General features: G+C 61.8%; 13 protein-coding genes. 6 read left to right on the top strand and 7 right to left on the bottom strand.

Annotation, left to right across the window (positions count from 1 at the left end; all coding sequences use genetic code 11):
* Positions 1-40: 40 nt before the first annotated feature.
* From ABD212_RS07410 to ABD212_RS07425, 4 genes are all read left to right on the top strand, one after another.
* A complete protein-coding gene (locus tag ABD212_RS07410; RefSeq protein WP_344092922.1) occupies positions 41-703 on the top strand; it encodes a polysaccharide deacetylase family protein in 663 nt (220 codons plus the stop codon).
* On the top strand, positions 700-1,884 hold the full coding sequence (locus ABD212_RS07415) for a hypothetical protein (protein ID WP_344092924.1): 1,185 nt from the start codon (positions 700-702) through the stop codon (positions 1,882-1,884). Before ABD212_RS07410 ends, ABD212_RS07415 begins: the two co-directional genes overlap by 4 nt.
* 131 nt (positions 1,885-2,015) lie before the next feature.
* Positions 2,016-2,645, top strand: a complete 630-nt coding sequence (locus ABD212_RS07420) for a PHP domain-containing protein (protein WP_344092927.1) — start codon at positions 2,016-2,018, stop codon at positions 2,643-2,645.
* A 37-nt stretch (positions 2,646-2,682) separates the two neighbouring features.
* Positions 2,683-3,558, top strand: coding sequence for a glycosyltransferase (locus tag ABD212_RS07425; RefSeq protein WP_344092929.1), 876 nt, complete (start codon positions 2,683-2,685; stop codon positions 3,556-3,558).
* Between the two features lie 27 nt (positions 3,559-3,585).
* Here the strand turns inward: ABD212_RS07425 and ABD212_RS07430 are convergent, their stop codons facing one another.
* The 7 genes from ABD212_RS07430 to ABD212_RS07460 form a co-directional block, all read right to left on the bottom strand.
* Positions 3,586-4,878, bottom strand: a complete 1,293-nt coding sequence (locus tag ABD212_RS07430) for an O-antigen ligase family protein (protein WP_344092931.1) — start codon at positions 4,876-4,878, stop codon at positions 3,586-3,588.
* Positions 4,879-4,961: 83 nt separating this feature from the next.
* Positions 4,962-5,774, bottom strand: coding sequence for a YveK family protein (locus ABD212_RS07435; protein WP_344092933.1), 813 nt, complete (start codon positions 5,772-5,774; stop codon positions 4,962-4,964).
* Positions 5,771-6,475, bottom strand: coding sequence for a hypothetical protein (locus ABD212_RS07440; RefSeq protein ID WP_344092935.1), 705 nt, complete (start codon positions 6,473-6,475; stop codon positions 5,771-5,773). Before ABD212_RS07440 ends, ABD212_RS07435 begins: the two co-directional genes overlap by 4 nt.
* A gap of 73 nt (positions 6,476-6,548) precedes the next feature.
* Positions 6,549-7,391, bottom strand: a complete 843-nt coding sequence (locus ABD212_RS07445; RefSeq protein ID WP_344092937.1) for a glycosyltransferase family 4 protein — start codon at positions 7,389-7,391, stop codon at positions 6,549-6,551.
* A gap of 259 nt (positions 7,392-7,650) precedes the next feature.
* On the bottom strand, positions 7,651-8,640 hold the full coding sequence (locus tag ABD212_RS07450) for a glycosyltransferase family 4 protein (RefSeq protein WP_344092939.1): 990 nt from the start codon (positions 8,638-8,640) through the stop codon (positions 7,651-7,653).
* Between the two features lie 236 nt (positions 8,641-8,876).
* Positions 8,877-9,212 (bottom strand): hypothetical protein, encoded by a 336-nt coding sequence (locus ABD212_RS07455; protein ID WP_344092941.1) that lies wholly within the window; start codon positions 9,210-9,212, stop codon positions 8,877-8,879.
* 137 nt (positions 9,213-9,349) lie between these two features.
* Complete coding sequence (locus ABD212_RS07460; RefSeq protein ID WP_425561250.1) at positions 9,350-12,565, bottom strand: DUF4082 domain-containing protein; 3,216 nt, start codon at positions 12,563-12,565, stop codon at positions 9,350-9,352.
* 228 nt (positions 12,566-12,793) lie between these two features.
* On the opposite strand from ABD212_RS07460, the gene ABD212_RS07465 reads away from it, so the two are divergent.
* Complete coding sequence (locus ABD212_RS07465) at positions 12,794-14,146, top strand: acyltransferase family protein (RefSeq protein WP_344092943.1); 1,353 nt, start codon at positions 12,794-12,796, stop codon at positions 14,144-14,146.
* A gap of 58 nt (positions 14,147-14,204) precedes the next feature.
* A complete protein-coding gene (locus tag ABD212_RS07470) occupies positions 14,205-15,464 on the top strand; it encodes a rhamnosyltransferase WsaF family glycosyltransferase (protein ID WP_344092946.1) in 1,260 nt (419 codons plus the stop codon).
* Positions 15,465-15,480: the final 16 nt, after the last annotated feature.

The following is a 15,480-nucleotide window of genomic DNA, read 5'->3' on the forward strand; positions in this document are numbered from 1 at the left end:
CACCGAGAGCAACACCCCTGCCGTGAGGATTCCGCCGCGAGTGATCACGCTCAACTTCCATGGAATCGGGACGCCACGCCGTGTCCTCGAGCCTGGAGAAGAGCGATTCTGGATAACTCATGATCAGTACCTGCAAGTCCTGGATGTCGCTCTCGCACACTCGCGACGCGTCGAGATCACGTTCGACGATGCCAACGAGTCCGACTACGAGCTCGGCCTGCAGGCGCTGCTGGATCGAGGAATCGCGGCGCGATTCTTCATCATCACTGACCGCATAGGCGAAGACGGATCGCTTTCGGCGGGCCAGCTCGCAGAGATGGCAGCGTGCGGGATGACCTTTGGCACGCATGGTGCAAGCCACCGGCCCTGGACTGACCTCGCCCGCACCGGCGAACTCTCAGGCGAACTGAATGACTCGTCGTCGCGGCTCACGCGGATTGTGGGAGAAGCGATCAAGCATGCCGCTTTTCCGCAAGGACTCTACAACAGAGCTGTGCTGAAGGAGCTGAGAGCCCGCAAGTTCACCCGCGCGTACTCAGTTGACGAAGGCTGGTCTCGTGAGCACGAGTGGCTGCGCACCAGATACTCGGTGATCCACAGCGATACAGCGGCAACCGTGGCGAGGCTTCTCGACTCGCCTACCCTCACTTCCGATCCATGGCCGTTGCGCCCGGCCAAGCAGGCACTCAAACGATGGCGATGAATGACAACAAGCCGATCGTCCTGATCGGATTCAGTCAGGCGTTCGCTGCCATCGAGGCGGCGTGGTCGCTGCAGGCTGCCGGGCTGCGTGTCGTGGCCTTCGGGCGACGAGGCGTGCGCACGGCATTGAGCCGCATCCGCGGAGTCGACGTCATGGAGATCACGGCGCCCGAGTCGAGCGTGGCAGGCGCTCTCGCCGATCTTGAGCACGCGATCAAGGAACTTGGCCCGTCGGCAGTGCTCCCGCTCGACGACGCCTCCCTATGGCTGCTCGCGAGGACGAACCTCGGGGAGGTGACTCTTATCGGGCCCTCACGTAACGGCGCAGATCTCGCGCTGGACAAGAGCGAGCAGCTCACGGCCGCGGAGCGGGCCGGATTCGCCGTTCCCCCAACTCTTCGAGTCCGGGATGGGGTCCTCACTGGGGACGTGGCGTGGCCGATCGTCCTTAAAGCTGCGGATGCCGTTCGCCAGGAAGGCGACCGCCTGGTACGTCCTCGCGGCGCGATCTGCGCCGACTGGGATGAACTCACCGCGGCTCTGCCGACCCTGGGCGCGGGTGAGTTGCTGTGCCAGCCTTTGCTGTCAGGAACCGGCGAAGGGATATTCGGCTTCGCCGATGAATCCGGGCCGACGGCGCTGAGCGCGCACCGTCGCGTCCGAATGGTGAACCCGCACGGATCTGCATCCTCGGCTTGCGAGTCGATCGATGTCGAATCGAGCCTGATCGCACCGGTAGAGAGGCTTCTCGATTCGGTCGGCTGGACCGGACTCTTCATGGTGGAGCTGCTACGGGATAAGAGCGGCGTTGCGTGGTTCATGGAACTGAATGGACGCGCGTGGGGCAGCCTCGCGCTCGCGCGTCGGCGCGGGTACGAGTACCCCGCGTGGGCCGCGCAGCACTCGTTGGGACTCGCCCGCAGGCCGGCCCTGCCCGCGGCGCCGCCCCGCGTGCTTGCCCGCCATCTGGGCCGGGAGTTGGCGCATTTCCTGTTCGTCCTTCGAGGACCCCAGTCCGCCGCCGTGAAGAACTGGCCATCGCGGGGCCGAACCGCGCTTGATCTTCTCACCGTCACGCGACAAGACCGCCTCTACAACTGGAATGCACGCCAGCCATCCGTCTTGGCGGCTGACACGATAGGGACCCTGACGGAATTGGTCTCAGGGAGGAAGCGGACGTGACGATCCTGAAGCTCGCCCCCCACATCCACACCAGCTACTCCGACGACTCGGACTGGGATCTCGAGCGGCTGGTCGTCGTACTGAAACGTGCTGGCTTCGGGGGGGCACTCATCTGCGACCATGACCGCACAATGGATGACGAGAAGTGGGACCGCATGCAGGCCGCCTGCGATGCGATCGGCGAGGAGCGCGACTTCGTGGTTGTGCCGGGGATCGAATACCAGGATCCCGATCACATCATTCACCTTCCCGTGTTCGGACGGTCGTCGTTTTATGGGAGGTCCCCCGACATCGGCGACGTCGCGCGCCGCGCGCGACGGGATGGTGCCGCAGCGATCTTCGCCCATCCTCGACGCCGCGATGCGTGGCAACGTTTCGACCCCGCGTGGGCTGCCGACCTCGCGGGCATAGAGGTCTGGAATCGCAAGTATGACGGGATTCGCCCGAATGCATGGGCATTAAGCGTCAGCGCAGAGCACGGAATGCCCGCGACTGTGGCGCTCGACTGGCACGGTCCGCGTCAGCTGTACCCGCTTGCTCTCACCGTGCCAACACCAGCCGGCGACACGAACAAGGCTCGGACCGCGGGCGTGGTTGACTCGATGCTCGCCGGTGATGTGCGCGCAACGGCGTTCGGGATGGACGTCGCAGACTTCAACCGCGGACCATTGGGCGCTGCCAGCCGGTCAGCCGAGTCCTTACGGCTATGGAGCGCCCCGAAGATTCGCGCATTGCAGCGAGCGGTGCGGAGATCCGGATGACGTTCAAGCCCACCGATCCAGAGACAACGGGTCTTAGATGAACATGACCGTGGCGATCGACCATGTCATCCTCACCCGGTTCAACCTGCCGACGCCCGGGCCCGAGAGCATCGTCCGCGCCAAAGAAGGCTGGCTTCGCAATCGAGTCGAACTCTTCGAACGACACACGGTCCCGACCATGCGTGCCCAGACTGTCCGCGACTTCACGTGGATCATCTATTTCGATCCCGAGAGCCCGACGTGGCTCCGGGATCGCCTCCGGCCTCTCGTAGAGGAAGGACTGTTCACACCCATCTATCGCGAGACGGCAACCTGGGAGGATGTGGTCACGGACTCGCGCGATATCACGGGCGAGATACGTGATCTGCTGCTCACCACTAATCTCGACAACGACGATGCCGTCGCCGTCGACTTTGTAGAGCGTCTCCAGCGCCTCGCTCGCGCGGGCAACGGACGTCGCGCCATTTACCTTGCCAACGGACTCGTCTGCGTCGACGACCGCGCCTATCTTCGTCGCGATCCAGCCAATGCCTTCTGCAGCGTCTCAGAGCCCTGGGATGGCGCTGTGACCGCTTGGCGGGATTGGCACATCTTGCTTCACAAGCACATGCCGGTCGTAAGCATCGATGGGCCCCCAGCCTGGCTCCAGATCGTGCATGGTGGCAATGTCAGTAACCGCCTTCGCGGTCGTCGAGTCGATCCGACAATGTACCAATCCCTCTTCGCGGGGCAACTTGACGCGATGGCGGTTCCCAAGCCACGCGAACTACTCGTCGATGCAGTCACCCTTCGGCCGCTCCGCGAAGGACGAGAACTCGTGCGTACAACCGGCCGAAAAGTCGTCTTGCGTATCCTCGGCAAGGGGAGCCTTGACACAATCAAGGAGTCGATTCGGCGCATCGCGCACCGATGAGCACTCAGGCAGGGATCAGTCGCCGGCTCAGTCATCCTCATCTGGACGAACAACAGCCCTCTTGTGTTTTGCGGCGTCGGCGTCGGCTGCACCAACGGTGCGGATCGCCGCGCAAAGACCGATCAGCAAGAAGACGAGACCAGCTGAGATCGGGAAGGCGAAACCGTCGAAGAACGCGAAGACGATCGCGACGGTTACGGTGGACGCGGCCAGCGCACGGCCGATTAGTCGAACATCCTCGCGCTGTGACTGGTGGCCGGCGTTGATCGCGCTCCAGATTCCCGCGAGGAACAGTCCAGCAAAGGTGACGGCTCCGAGGATCCCTACATCGACAGTCAACTGAAGCCATTGATCGTCGAATATGTAATACCTGGGCAAGAATGTACCGATCCCCGCTCCCAGCAGGGGAGACGCTGAGATGAAGACCGGAGCAATCGCTATCCCCGCCTGTCGCGAAAGCGCGCTCGGGTCGTCCGCTGCACCCGTGAACATGCCGACGGTCGTCCCGAAGAGCCCCGGCACTGCGATTACAGCGACTCCTGCGATCGCCACACCCCCGATTGCAAGCGAGAGGCGATATTTTCTCGGCAGTGCAGGAATTATTGCGACGACGGCGACAGCGAAACCTATGAGTGCAGATCTGGAGACCGCGAGAAAGGAAGCCATTGCGATCAAGGCGACCGGCAGCCACCATCTCAACCGTCCACGCACCGCAATGCCGACGGATGGCGACATCGCGGTCGCAATAGCCAAAGGCAACGCTGCAGAGAGCGCTGTCGCGTACTCGAGTGGGTGGGTCGCTGTGGCAGCCGAACGAATGAATCCCGCGCGGGCGTCCCCTCCCGCAGCAAATCCCGTGAAGCCTGGAAGGGAGTTGAGGAAGTCAATTACAGGCGATTTCGTGAAGAATTGAACTATCCCGAGCGCGGCAAGCAGGCCTCCGCCAATCGCTATGCGGCGCGTCATGGCCACGACGTCCTGCATGGTGCGAAGGCCATCCATGGCCACGAGAAGCACACCAGTCCCGGAGAACAACCGGGCGAGTGCGGAGATCGACGGGCTGATCTGATCGAACGGCTGGCCTCTGAGCATTGCGTGAGCAAAGCTCAGCAAGGCGACCACGACGAATGCCCCGATCGCGAGGCGCACGGGCTGAAATACAGGGCGTACTGCGAAGGTCCTCGCTTGGAGTCGTGATATGACCCACCAAACAAGCAGGCAGAGACCAAAAAGAAACTGGGGCCGCCCGTACGCTCCGAGCACTGCGATAGTCAAGTTCGACGGGAAACCCATCAGCAACACCAAGTAGATGGTGAGCATCGTCAGCGCATCCGGGCCCCGACGACGCTTGAAGGATCCGTGCACCGTGGCAGACAGCGGACCTATCGGCTTGGCTTCTGCACTCATCCGGAGATGAGCGCAGAAGTAGTATTGCCTCTCCGCCGGTTCGAACTCGCGTCGTCCGGTGGACCCCCCTCGCGCTCTGACACGACTGCTTCGGCCTCACGAGCCAATCCCTCTGTTTCGTCTGCGCCGGGAGGTGCGTCAGATTCGGGCTCCAGTCCGTCCAAGTCGAATAGCCGCTCGTTCGATCCCGACCCATGGCGCCCACGCCCCCGGTTGGGACGGCGGGCGAATCCGTCGACGACGCTGGCGATGAGGATGGTCAACGCAACCATGCCGATTCCGACACCTGCCGCAATCGTCATCCGTGTTTTCTGCTCAATTACGCTTCGCTGATCCTGCGTGAGGGTGATGGCCGTGATCTGGGAGCGCTTAGGGATGCCCTCGTCGGCCTGCAAGCGACTGAGCGTCGACACCGTCCGGCCGACAAGTGTCGATAGCAACTCGGCAGCTTCGTCATCGCTCGTTGCCGTGACGGTGATGAGGATTACAGGACCCGCAGTTGCGACGTCGCGTCCCACGACCGCGGATGCCCCTGGGTGTCCGTCAAGAATCTGCCCGAGGTCCGTCTCTGCACCGACGGTCCGCACGACCACATCGGCGACTTGCGACAGGCCGTCGATGTACAGGAACACGTTCTCGCCTTGAGGAACGCTGGTAGAACCCGGCAGAAGCAACTGACTCGCTGTCCGCTGATAGCCGGGTTTGATCACGAACCACATCGTGACGGCGAGAGTCACCGCAATGATCAGGCCAGGGACGACGATGTACCAACGTCGCCACAGACCACGCAACACCTCTAGCAGGTTCACAGCATCACCTCGTTGGAGATCGCAGGTCGGGTCGGACGGGTTGCGAGGGTCGCCTGCTCCATGCGTCTGCGCATGATCCGATCCCACGTCAACGCGGCCCAGCCTCCAATCAAGATCGCTACGACCGCCATCGCGGCCATCGCGGCCGCCTTAGCCGTCCTCGAAGGGGCGACATGATCGATCTTCAAGGTGATCGGCTCAACCGCGGAGCTGAAGAAGCTTGCATCGGGCACGTTGACAGCGCGCTGTTGCGCTTCGGCGCTCGCCCGCACCTTCGCGAGAATGGTCTGTTGCTTGTGCTCAACCCATTCGTAGGTGGGACCAACGATCTGGATCTCGATGTCCGCTCGAGAATAGAACACCCCCCACTGCCCGCCCGTGTCGGGAAGACCAACGAGAACCCCTTGGCGGATGCCGGCCCCATACAAGGGGGCGTCGGCCGAAGCATACCGTGTCGGCTCACGTCCATCGTTGATCTCGCGTGCGAGCGCCGCCGCAAATGTGATCACCCCTTGCTTCCTGGATCCGCCCTGCTCGAGCGGATCGGAGGGGCCAGGTACCGAGAAGGATACGACGGTCCTGGTGGTGTAGAGACCATCGTTCTGACCGAAGTAGAACGTGAGACCGGCGACAATGGCGAAGACAGCAACGACTGCGTACCAGCGTCGCACGATCGCCTGCCAGATGTCCCGGATCGTCACGCGTTCCTCCTCTTTCGGGTGCGTGATGCGCAAGGAAACAGTATCCGACACAAACTGTGAGCAAGCCCTGTAGCTACTCGTCCCTGGTGACGCTTCGCAAGACGTCCGCCACCGCCGACCACATGTGGGCCTGCGAAAACTGGGCGCGAGCTCTGGCCTGAGCTGCCGATCCGACGGACTCTCGAAGCTGAGCATCATCGAGCAGCCGGTTTATTCGTGCCGCCAGCTGTTGTGGGTCCCTTTGGGAAACGAGGATTCCGGTCTCACCATCGAAAACATAGTCACGCATCGCCTGAGAATCTGTCGTGATCGTTGCCTTGCCCATCGACATAGCCTCAAGCACAACAGTCTGCCCACTCGGGTAAGCCGGCGCCTTCGTAGGGGTCACGACGATGTCGGCCCGATGAAGTAGCCGCCGATAAGCATCGTCGTACATGTTCACGACCGAGACGTTTGGGGGCGCATTCAGACTTTGGACGTTTCGCGGCTCGCACGCCACAGTGAATGGCGCATCGACCATAGACGCGGCTTCGAACAGGGTTTCGTAGTCTCGCCGCGAGTCGCTTCCGACTGCAACGACGCCGTGGCCGCCCGCTGGACCGACCACATTTGCGGGATCGAAGTAGCGTGTGTCCACGCCAAATGGAACCACGACGATGCGCTTGGGATCTATTGAAAGAGTCGCCTGCAGGACTCGGACCTGATTCCGCGAGAAGACGCACAGTGATGCCGCTGACCGGAGCGATTTCTGAACACTCCGGCGCTGAAACCTTCCCATTGCGTGCACATCTTCCGCCAGCCAGCACACCATCATCACGTGCGGCGCCTTCGCCCAGCCGTAACCATTCGAACCTGCACGGGCCAGTCCGAGACCCACATCTTCGAATACGCTCAGAGCCACGTCTGACTCGGACATCGGTCCACGGGCGTGATATGCGGCCGCCAGTCCACGCATTCCCGGCGCGAAGCGACGAAAGGCGCCGTCAACCGCTACGAATAGCCGCGCCCGAGCCCACCCGGCGTGGTGGCCATCTACCCAGCGAAGCTCGAACGAACTCGAGAGTTCCCCAATCCCGTAGGGAAGTGCACCCCCTGGGCGATCAGCGTTCGGAATCCTCCGTGGGGCCGAGCAGATGACGACGGCTGTCTGCGTCGGTGCTGGAGAGACTCGCAGGTCATCGAGCACGCGGCGGTCCACTCGTCGCGCCGGCAAGTCCATGGGCCTCTGATCGAACTCGATCCGCGAAGTCCTCGACTCGATGATTGACGAGCACATACTCTCTCGCGCGCGCCCCCATGGCCTCAGCCATTTTAGGATCGTTGAGCAGCGACTCGATGACCATGCGCAGTGCCACGGGATCCCCGGGCTCAACGTAGGTTCCCGTCACGCCGTCGCGGATAACGTCGACCTGCCCTACCGTCCGCGAGACCACGACAGGTCTTCCCATCGCCATCGCCTCGAGTATCACGCTCACGCCGGCATCGATGTCTGTCGGCTGCAACGGCACCACCACGACCCTCGCGGAGGCGTAGGCGGCGCGTAGCTCTTCAGGCTCTAGAGGCGCAATCGTCACATTGCTGGGAAGGTCAGCCTGATCCCGCACATCGACGACGCCCATGCGCAACGCCCTGAGTTCAACCACAACCGAGGCGGCGATCCTCAATGGCATGTCGATGGTGCGAACGGCCTCGATGAGTGTCGGAAAGTCACGTTGGGTGGAACCGGCCGAGAAGAGGATGCGCCGCTCAGTCTCCACCGGAGCAAAGAACTCCTCATCGACGGGGTGGTGGACAAGCACGATCTCGTCGGGCTTGAATCCCACGCGGCCAACCGCCACGTCTCGTTGTACTGAACTCCAGGTGATGACTCGATCAACACCGCTTCGAAAGAGGCGCAACGGGATTCGCACCACCGGCTTAGAGATCCAGAAGAGCAATGCGAGGTGCCGTGGCCGTGTCGGAAGCAACGCGAGGATCATGGCGATTGCCACGGTGTGCTTCTCTGACCAGGAAACCACGACATCGTAGTTCCTCCTTCGCCGCGCCACTTCAAGCGCCAGGGCCAGAAACGCCGGAATACGGCGGAGCAGCCAGCCGCGCAGACCAGGAAGGGATAGCAGATCTGACTCATCCAAGAGATCAAATCCGAAGGCATCCTCGATCAACGCGCGTCTTGGAGCCTTGCCTTCGCGCTCCCTGGACTGACGCTCACTGTGTGAGGCAGTCGAGCGCCCCCGAGTTCGAACGTAGAGCACTCGAGGATGATCCCCGGTCGATTCGCTCACCGTGCGGCGCACCGCTCTTGTAGCCATGGTCTCCCCCCGACCGACAACGCAAGTCTACCCACCGCACGTTTCGTCGACTGTCCATCGCGATCTCGACTGAGGCCGCCCCCCGAGCCTCAATGATGCATGTCTAGCTGATCGTCAGACTGGTTAACACCGTCGCGCGCGAAACTCCTTGCACACATCGCGCGAACTTCTTTCAGTGCATCGTTCAAAAACAGCCGGTCTTCCTCGATCGCCTGGCTGTTCTGGACGGCGACCTTCGAGATCGCCTCGAATCCTCGCTCGACGCAGACTCGAAGCAACGACTCCGGTGTCGCTTGCTCGCGCGGGTCAAGCCCGAATTTGATGGCCTCGTCTTGAAGGAAGGCCTGCCGTTCCTCCGGCACCAGCGAGTGGAAGGTCCTGGACGGTGCCAGATCGGAGACGATCGCCTCTAGTTCACGTTGCATGGGCAGATCCCTGGCAGCCGCAACCTCTTGGCTGATCGCGTACCACAACCCTAGACCGCCCGAAACCAGGAACGCCACGGCCAGTCCAGTGAGCCAAAGGGTGGTCCGATTTAGCCGAGCCGTCCTCGGCTTGGGTGTCACGGGATGACACTCCAATACATGCCGCCATGGTAGTTCAAGCTGCTCTCGTCTCCCGCTTTGCCGAAAGGAACGTCCGACCCGTCGATGGACATGCGGATGTACAGTTTGCCGCTGCCCCACCACCACACTCCGTCTTTGCCGAGATTCGCGAGGCTCGATGCCTTGGGCTGAGCGGCGCGGCCGTGCTCATCCCAGCCGCCTCGGCCCACCTTCTGCGGCGACTTCGGCATGTTCATATACACGTCGACGTAGCCGGCGTAGTTCCCGGAGAGGTTGAAAAAGGTTGGGACGTTGCTCAGGAAGTAGCGTTCCCCCGTCTTTGCCATTGTCCAGAAGTTGCCACTGCCTTCTTCGTTGACCGCTCCATCACTATCGCGCGTCATCTTGATCGGCCCGCTTGCCTCGCGGACCTCGAAGGCGACGTAACGCGCGCCTGGTGGCGTGATCAGCCCTCGAGAAGTTGTGCCCCAGGAAGGCTGGTCTACCAGATTCGGGTAGAGGAACCTCGCTCCCGTCGGTCGCATGAATGGAGACGAGTTGGTAATGATGATCGGCTTTCCGTCGCCGACTATCGAGCCGTCGAGATCAACCAGCGCGTGACTGTTTCCGCCATGCTCGAGTCCCCAGTAGCATGTTCCCCATTTCTTTGCAGACCCCTCGTTGAACGGGCACGCTTCATAGAAGACTCTGAAACCAGGGCCGAAGAACTTGATGTTGCGGATGCGCGGCGGGTGGTCGGAGATTCCCGCCCCTCCGTCAGAGAACGCCGACATGTACTTGGTCGAATCTGTTCCGCCGAACCCGGCGAGCCAAATGTCGTCGAAGTCGGAGGCACCGTGATAGGGCCGGAGCAACCCGCTCCCCTCGGCAGCGAGCGACGCTTCGGATCGGGCATCGCCGCCGGTGTTCGCTGTTGTGCCCACGAAGAGCCCACCCGTCATCGCGGCGTTCTGAAGGGTCGCACCGATGCGATTGTTCGCGGCGGTACTGGCCTTGAAGTCGATGAGGCCGTCAATCCAGAATCCGAATCCAGAGTTCTTCCAGGCGCTGTTCCGGTTCGCAGCCATGCGCGTGCTCGGTTGCCCCTGGTAGCCTCCGACGAAGATTCCGTTTCCCGACTCGTGATCGCTGGCCAAGTCGAGGCCCGGGACCTCGTCGTGGGAATGGGCGACATTGTCATTGACCGTGCCGAACCTCGTGGCGAGCGCCTGCCAGACGTTGAAGTTGTCGGGACCGAAGTCGAACCAGATGCCGTTGCCGTCACCACCGGCCGCGTGATTGCCGATGAGATCGTTATTTGGGTTGCTCATCCAGAAGTCGGATGGGACAGCATCTGATGGGCGCACGCGCTGCGATGCAACCGGATTGAACTCGCTGCCCATCACGAGGTTCTTCGTCAGTACGTTCCGGACCTCGAATCCATCCTCGAACATGAAGCTGTGACCGTAGGTCAGATAGGAGACCGTTCCAGACACCTGGACGTTGTTAGTGCCATGGATGGTGACCTGACGGTTGAAGTTGTCATGCAGGCTTACGTTCTCAACGGACGACTGGGAACCAGCATCGCCGACGATGTGAAAGTGAATGGGGTATCGTCCGACGACACCCTTTTGCCCCATGTTGGTCAGTTCCGCCGACGCGATATGGATCTGGCCGCCAGCCGCGACCATTGTTTGGCCACCGAAACCATCATGGGCTGCGGTGTTGGCTGGCCCGACGATCTTGAGGTTGTGGGTCAGCAGGCCCACTTCGGCACGTTCGTCGACGCACCGCGTTGCGCCGGTCAAAGTCTGGCAGGTCGAGATCGCCGCATGGGCGTTCGCCAGCGGCGCCGCGAGCGTCACGGTCTTGCCGTCAGAGGACACGCTCCTAACGACGGCCTTCTCCTGCTTGTTCCAATCCTGGTAGGAACTGGCGACAGCGATCGTGTCGCCAGGCTTCCACTTGACTGGGTCTTGGAGCGCCAGAGTCGAGCTCCGCGCCTTGGCTGTCGTAGCCAACTCGGTCCAGGTCGTGCCGACCGTCTGACCATGTAGATCGAGGACACCTCCATCGAGGGCCAGCAGCAGATTGGTACCCGCACCTGTCCCGATGTTCACGCAACTGCCGGTTCCACTCGTGCAGTCGTTCTTATGAGCGGCGTTGTACGCAGCGATGGCGGAGGCGGCCTGCCCCGTGAGAAGGTAGTTGTCCTTGCCGTTGACGCCTCCCTCCAGCCTTATCGTGACTTCACTCTTCAGTGGCGTCGACGCTGTACCAGCGATGAGATGACCCATCACGACGATCTGCTTTGCACTGAAGAGCGCCGGACGGTCGGGGAAGCACAGTGTGGTCTTGGCAGGGACGACAACACTGTTTAGATGCGGCACGGTTACATCAACCTGAATACTTGCCCCCGCAGGGACGGTGACCGACGAATTGGCTTTGGGCACTCCGGCGCTCCCCCAGGATGTTGGATCGCTCCACTTCTCGAACCCACGGCACAGCGGTCCGGCCTGAGCCTCTGAGGCTGGGGTCGGCGTCGGAACTGGCTCAAATGCCGCCGTCGGGGTGGATGTCGGCGTTGCCAATGGCGCGGATGTCGCGCTCGGCGTGGCATACGGCGTCGGGTTCGGCGGCGAATCGGGCACGTACACAACGTCGACCCAGTATTGACTCGACCTCCAGCTCGCAGCTGGAACGGTGCCGGGCTTCGCGTATGTGTATACACCCGAGTTTGCGGAGATGCCGAGCGATGACGTCATCGAACTCCCCGAATAGTTGGCTGTGGAGGAGTACCGACCGCCCTCCGGCACACGATACGAAACCACATATGTGGTCCCTGCCTCCAATTCCACAGGTGTCGCCAGCTTGGCGGCTTGCCACCCGGACGCCGTCTCTGACGCAAAGACCACTCCCGCCAGTTTTGCACCCGAACTGGACCACAGAGTCGCCGTGTGCTTCCCCGTCACGCCTGGGGACTTGTAGAAGCGGATAGCGGTCACGATGCCGTCATCCCCCGCCGTGAACCTCGTTCCCAGCTCGACCGATGCCACATCGGGGTCGAGGGCCACGGACGACGGGGCCGCGCTACCCCATATCGTGACGGAACTGTCCGCAGCCTCTACGGAGGAAGTCGCGGTGATTGCCGCAAGCACGAGGGCCGACGCGACGATGACGCTGACAGCAAGGCTACGGACCGGCCTGGCGGGCGTTGCAGAAGGAACTTGCACTGATGCTCCTCGTGTACACCGTGACTCGCAGATTGCGCGTCACGTTTCGGAATGTGGAGGCAGGCGATTTCCATTGAATACTGGCGACCGTATGGAGCGCAACCGGGGGCGCCTAACGGTCGGAAGCGTCGATGAGTCGTTGGGCGGGCAGCGAGCGCGCGAGCTGCCTGCCGCGATGCATCTCACGCGGAGGCGGACGTCCGGATTGGCGGCTCAGCGTGGTCTCGTATGGACAGGCATGAATGGGTCACTGCGCGGGTACTATGGTGGTCAGGCGTGTCGGTGCAAGGGGAAGCCGATCGCATAATCGTGACCAGCCTGGGGGTAGTCATCGATAGGAATTCGGGCGGTGGCGCGCCCCCAGCTACAAACACACCGTCGAGCGGCAAGCCATTGCGCCTCGACTACGTGGACGGCGTCCGCGCGGCGGCCGCGTTGTATGTGGTGTTCCACCATGTCTGGTTAGCGATCTGGCCAGGGTATCCACGCAACGAGGGCCCCTGGTGGACAGACTGGCTCGTCTACGGGCACGTCGCTGTGGCAGTCTTCATTGTCGTGTCCGGGTTCTCGTTGGGCTTGGCGCCTGCGGCTAACGGATCCCGACTACGGGGTGGGGCACGTGAGTTCTACCGACGACGGGCATGGCGCATCCTCCCTGCCTACTGGGCGGCCCTTCTGTTTGCTACTTGTATCGTTCTCCTCACGGGGCCGGGACTGGGCGCCGAAGTGAGTGTGCCGGGGACCATCACACACGCTTTGCTTGTGCAAGACATTGCCGGTGCCACGACACCCAACGGCGCCTTTTGGTCGATCGCGATCGAGGCACAGATCTACCTCTTCTTCCCGCTTCTGATTGTCTTGCGACGCCAGATGGGTCTCGGTGCAACGGTCCTGATGGGGGTGGTTGTCGCGACTGCCGCATTCATTCTCTCGGTGTACGTCGAACCGCTCCATCGAATCCAAAGCTTGGTCCCGCAGTTCGCAGCTCTCTTCATCATGGGAATGGCAGGCGCCGAATTGGCCACCCGGTGGCACAACACCAGGAGAGCGACGCCGTGGGCTCGTGTTGCTGGGATCGGCACCATCGGTGTAGTTGTCTGGATCGCGGTCGTGGGGTCGGTCGTTGCCGTGACATACGTGTTCTGGCTGGAACTCGTTGTTGGCGTGATCGTTGCCCTAGGACTTGCCGCCCTCGCCGATGGAAAATCACGTAGGGTGCGCCAGATCCTTGAGTTGCGGCCAGCCAAGTGGCTCGGTTCGATCTCGTACAGCACGTACCTGATCCATGCCCCGCTCCTGTTGATCGTTTGGACTTTCGTCATCTCCGACTTGGCCATCGGGGATGTTCCGCGATTCTTCATCTTTCTCGCGTTGGGCCTACCCCTCGTGCTGATCAGTTCGCACTTCTTCTCGCGCTGGATCGAGCAGCCGACGCAGCGCCACCGCTCTTTCCGAGCGCTGTGGTCTGCGCTAGCCGATTCAGTGAGGCGAATGCTGGGCGGCAGCAAGGCGAAGGATCCCTTCCATGGAAACTCGGAAGTCGATCCTGATTTGCCGGCCACCGGCACCTTGGGCGCGTGATCCAAGTTTCCTGACAGAATTCACTCGTGCGATCGGTTCGTCTTGAATCGTTGCGGCAATGCGGATGGAGCAGATGAGCAGTCGAGCACGGCGGCGCAACGTTTTTGCGCGCATTCGAAACCGTTCGCCGATGTATCTCGCCCGATACGCGGCGTTGCGAGTGAACGCCATCCTCGATGCGGCCCAATTGGAATATCCCCTACTTCCCCAGGATCTGGCCGACTCGCGTGAGGTGCGAGAGTCCCCCGAACGGATGGCCATTACGGGAGCACGACCGCGTATCGCTTGGTTGGCGATTCCTCCTGGCCCCGGATCGGGGGGGCACACTACTCAGTTCCGGATGATGGAGTCGGCGCGAGCAGTGGGCTTCGACAACACCTTGCTCTTCTACGATCGCCATAATGGCGATTTCGATCACTACGCCCACATTGTCCGCACCTCATGGCCTTGGCTCGTCGCGGACATTCACCCTGTAGAAGCCAAGATCACTGGCTTCGATGCTGTCGTCGCGACGTCATGGCCGACGGCACACGTACTTGCCCGACGAGGTGTCGAAGGCAAGCGGATCTACTTCATACAAGACTACGAGCCGTACTTCATGCCGCGAGGATCGGAGTATGCATACGCAGAAGATTCGTACAGATTCGGATTTCGAAATATAGCGCTCGGCAATATGGTCCATGATCTGCTCGCTTCCGAACTCGGCGTCACCAGCGACTTGGTTCCGTTTGGCTGCGACACGCAGACGTACAGACTTGAGCCTCACGGGCCGCGCTCGGGAATCGTGTTCTACGCCAAGCGTGGGAACGACCGCCGAGGATATCAGCTCGCCATGCGCGCTCTGGAACTGTTCCACAGTGATCACCCGAATGTCCCGATCCATGCGTACGGCGAAGTAGTCACGACGGAATCATTCCCCGTCGTGAATCATGGGAGCGTCTCCCCGGACCAGTTGAACCTTCTGTACAACAGTGTCATAGCCGGGCTCGCGCTCTCATTTACGAATATCTCGCTAGTCGCTGAAGAGTTGCTCGCCGCTGGCGTTGTGCCTATCATCAACGACACCAAGTTGGCGCGCGCAGACCTCGCCAATCCCTATGCAGTCTGGGCTAACGCGACACCACGTGCGCTTGCGGATGCGCTTGGGACCGCCGTGACCCACCCGGCGCGCGACTCGATCGCAGCCGCCGCAGCGGCAACCGTCGTCGGGCGGTCATGGGGACCCACTGGACGATTGGTCGCCACCGTCATCGCCGAAGAGGTCGGTGCGAGGCTGGTAGAAGGAAGGCAGTTGGGTGATGCGGCGCCGAGGCAATAACGCGGCGACAACTCGA

The organism is Microbacterium deminutum (assembly GCF_039530205.1).
GTDB classification, from domain to species: domain Bacteria; phylum Actinomycetota; class Actinomycetes; order Actinomycetales; family Microbacteriaceae; genus Microbacterium; species Microbacterium deminutum.

Excerpts from the sequence above, each read along its gene's own strand:
- ABD212_RS07415 (WP_344092924.1), top strand. The coding sequence starts at position 700 with ATGAATGACAACAAGCCGATCGTCCTGATCGGATTCAGTCAGGCGTTC.
- ABD212_RS07420 (WP_344092927.1), top strand. The coding sequence starts at position 2,016 with ATGGATGACGAGAAGTGGGACCGCATGCAGGCCGCCTGCGATGCGATC.
- ABD212_RS07425 (WP_344092929.1), top strand. The coding sequence starts at position 2,683 with ATGAACATGACCGTGGCGATCGACCATGTCATCCTCACCCGGTTCAAC.
- ABD212_RS07430 (WP_344092931.1), bottom strand. The coding sequence starts at position 4,878 with ATGCTCACCATCTACTTGGTGTTGCTGATGGGTTTCCCGTCGAACTTG.
- ABD212_RS07445 (WP_344092937.1), bottom strand. The coding sequence starts at position 7,391 with ATGTCCGAGTCAGACGTGGCTCTGAGCGTATTCGAAGATGTGGGTCTC.
- ABD212_RS07455 (WP_344092941.1), bottom strand. The coding sequence starts at position 9,212 with ATGCAACGTGAACTAGAGGCGATCGTCTCCGATCTGGCACCGTCCAGG.
- ABD212_RS07465 (WP_344092943.1), top strand. The coding sequence starts at position 12,794 with ATGGACAGGCATGAATGGGTCACTGCGCGGGTACTATGGTGGTCAGGC.
- ABD212_RS07470 (WP_344092946.1), top strand. The coding sequence starts at position 14,205 with ATGCGGATGGAGCAGATGAGCAGTCGAGCACGGCGGCGCAACGTTTTT.